A 2,966-nucleotide genomic window follows, 5' to 3' on the forward strand; every position below is an offset into this window, starting at 1 on the left:
CACGTCGCCGGCAAGATCGATCCGCTGGCCGATTTCGAGACCGTCGAGACCGAGCTGATGCTCGCGGACATGGAAAGCCTCGAAAAGCGCCGCGCCAATCTCGAGAAGAAAGCCAAGTCCGGCGACAAGGAGGCGAAAGCCACCATCGAGCTCGTGGACCTGGCGCTGGCCGAATTGCGCGAAGGCCGTCCGGCCCGTAACGCCGATGTGCCAGTGGACATGGGCAAGGAGTGGAAAATGCTCCAGCTCCTCACCTCCAAACCCGTGATGTTCGTCGCCAATGTGGACGAAGACAGCGCCGGAACCGGCAATGAATTCTCCAAAATGGTGGAAGAGCGAGCGTCCAGGGAAGGCGCGGCCTGCGTCGTGATCTCCGCCAAGATCGAATCCGAGCTGGCGCTGCTGGAAGATGACGAGCGCGCCGAATACCTCTCAGAGATCGGCCTGGACGAGCCGGGCCTCGATCGTCTGATCCATGTGGGCTACACCCTCCTGGACCTGCAGACCTATTTCACCGCCGGCCCGAAAGAGGCTCGCGCCTGGACCATTCGCAAGGGCTGGACCGCGCCCAAGGCGGCGGGCGTCATCCATGGCGATTTCGAACGCGGCTTCATCCGCGCCGAAACCATCGCCTTTGACGACTATGTCGCCAATGGCGGAGAGAGCGGTGCGCGCGAAGCGGGCAAGCTGCGCCAGGAAGGCAAGGAATACGTCGTTCAGGATGGCGACGTCATGCTGTTCAAGTTCAACGTCTAGAGCCTCACACAACGGCTGACGGCTCAGCATTAAGCGCTTAAGCTCCCCGGAAAAACACATCCGGGGAGTGATATGAGCTATTCCACCATCCGCTATGAGGTGCAGGACGCAATCGCGCTCCTGACCCTGAACCGGCCTGACGCCATGAACGCCTTCACCACCCAGATGGGCGAGGAGATGGCGGACGCGTTCGACCGCTCGGACGCCGATCCAAAGGTGCGCGCCATGGTCGTCACGGGCGAAGGCCGGGCCTTCTGCGCCGGGGCGGACCTGTCGCTGGGCGCGGAGACCTTCAACGCCGTCGCAACAGCTCAGGCCGAGGGCGAGCTGGTGGACACCGATCCGAAATGGCGCGATTTCGGCGGACGCCTGAACCTGCGCATCTATGACAGCGAGAAGCCGGTCGTCGCCGCCATCAATGGCGCATCGGTCGGCATCGGCGCGACCATGATCCTGCCCATGGATGCGCGCGTGGCGCTGAAGGGGGCGAAGTTCGCCCTGCCCTTCACCAAGCGCGGCATCGCCTGGGACGGCTGCGCGAGCTGGTTCCTGCCCCGACTGGTCGGCGTGGAGGCCGCACTCGACTGGGGGCTGTCGGGCCGGACCTTCCTGGCGGAAGAGGCGCACGAGCGCGGGCTCGTCAGCGAACTGGCGGACACCCCCGAAGCCGTGCTTCAGCGCGCGCTGGAACGGGCGCATCTTTTTATTCGCGACACCGCCCCCGTCTCGGTCGCGATGAACCGGCGGCTGTTGTGGCGCATGATGGGCGCGAGCCATCCCATGGAGGCGCATCGGTTGGAAAGCCGGGCGATTCTCCATCGCGGCATGTCGCCGGATGCGGCTGAGGGCGTGACAAGCTTCCTTGAGAAGCGTACCCCCGACTTTCCCGGCGCTGTTCCGGCGGATTATCCGCCCGGCTGGCCCTGGGACCAGGACCCCGAATACTGACGTCCCAGCCTGTAACGGGGTCGGGAGACGCTGAGGAGCCCCCGATGCAGCACCTGCAATCTCCCGATCCGCTTCGCCCCCAGATCGCTGTCCGGGAGCTGATCGCCATGGTCGGCTGCCTGATGGCGTTGAACGCGCTCTCGATCGACATCCTGCTGCCCGCCTTGGCTGAAATCGGCCATGCGCTTGGCGCGCCCGGCAATGACCGCCAGCTGGTGATCACCTCCTACGTGTTCGGCTTCGGTCTGGCGCAACTGGGCTTCGGACCCTTGTCGGACGCCATGGGGCGGCGCAAGACCCTGTTGATCGCGCTGGTCGCCTATCTGGCGGCGACGGTGCTGTGCCTGGTCTCCCAGGGATTGTGGGCGCTTGTGGCGGCCCGCGCGCTGCAGGGCGTCGCCGCGGCCGCCACACGAGTGATCGCCGTCGCGATCGTGCGCGATCTGGTCTCCGGACGGCGCATGGCGGAGATCATGTCCTTCGCCATGACCGTGTTCACCGTCGCGCCGATCCTCGCGCCCAGCATCGGACAGCTGATCCTGTTCGGCGGCGACTGGCGGGTGATCTTCATCTTCCTCTTCGTGATGGCGAGCGCGCTGGCGCTGTGGATGATGACGCGCCTGCCTGAAACCCTGCATCCGGAAAAGCGGATCGAACTGCGCCTCGGCTCAGCAATGAAGAATTACGCGCTCGCCGCATCCAACCGCATCACGCTGGGGTATCTGACGGCGTCCTGTTTCATCATGGGGGCGCTGTTCGCCTTCATCGCGACATCCGAGCAGGTGCTGGCGGAACTCTACGAGCTGGGCGCGATGTTTCCGATCGCCTTCGCGGTGATCGCGCTGGGCCTTGCGGGCGCCAATATCGTCAACGCCAAGATCGTGCGCCGTCTGGGCATGCGCCGCATCTCCCATTCCGCGCTCATCGCCTATCTGCTGGTCAATGGCGCGAACTTGACCCTCGCCTTCTTCGGAAAGCCGCCCTTCCTCGCCTATTTCCTGCTCCTGATGACGGCGCTGATGCTGTTCTCGATGATCGGGGCGAACTTTTCCGCGCTCGCCATGGAGCCCGCCGGCGACCGGGCGGGCACGACCGCGGCGCTCTACGGCTCCTCCACCGCCATGGCGGGCGCCGTGCTGGGCTCGGTGATCGGCCAGGGCTATGACGGTACGGTCCTGCCCATCACCCTGGGCTTCACGGTGCTGGGCGCCATCGCCTTTCTGATCGTGTTGTGGACCGAGAAGGGCAAGCTGTTCGGCGTC

The 2,966-nt window shown here is 65.1% G+C and carries 3 protein-coding genes; all 3 read left to right on the forward strand.

Going from position 1 to position 2,966, the window contains the following annotated elements; translation table 11 throughout:
* The coding region (locus B2Z70_RS09840; protein WP_292982908.1) for a redox-regulated ATPase YchF at nt 1-756 on the forward strand (756 nt) is incomplete at its 5' end.
* Nucleotides 757-828: 72 nt separating this feature from the next.
* Nucleotides 829-1,704, forward strand: coding sequence for an enoyl-CoA hydratase-related protein (locus B2Z70_RS09845; RefSeq protein ID WP_292982910.1), 876 nt, complete (start codon nt 829-831; stop codon nt 1,702-1,704).
* Nucleotides 1,705-1,748: 44 nt separating this feature from the next.
* Nucleotides 1,749-2,966, forward strand: a 1,218-nt coding sequence (locus B2Z70_RS09850) for a multidrug effflux MFS transporter (RefSeq protein WP_292982912.1), incomplete at its 3' end; no start/stop codon positions are given.

Origin of the sequence: Oceanicaulis sp. UBA6590, assembly GCF_002433705.1 — a bacterium.
In the GTDB taxonomy this organism is placed as follows: domain Bacteria; phylum Pseudomonadota; class Alphaproteobacteria; order Caulobacterales; family Maricaulaceae; genus Oceanicaulis.

Coding starts and splice junctions, on each gene's coding strand:
- B2Z70_RS09845 (WP_292982910.1), top strand. CDS start 829: ATGAGCTATTCCACCATCCGCTATGAGGTGCAGGACGCAATCGCGCTC.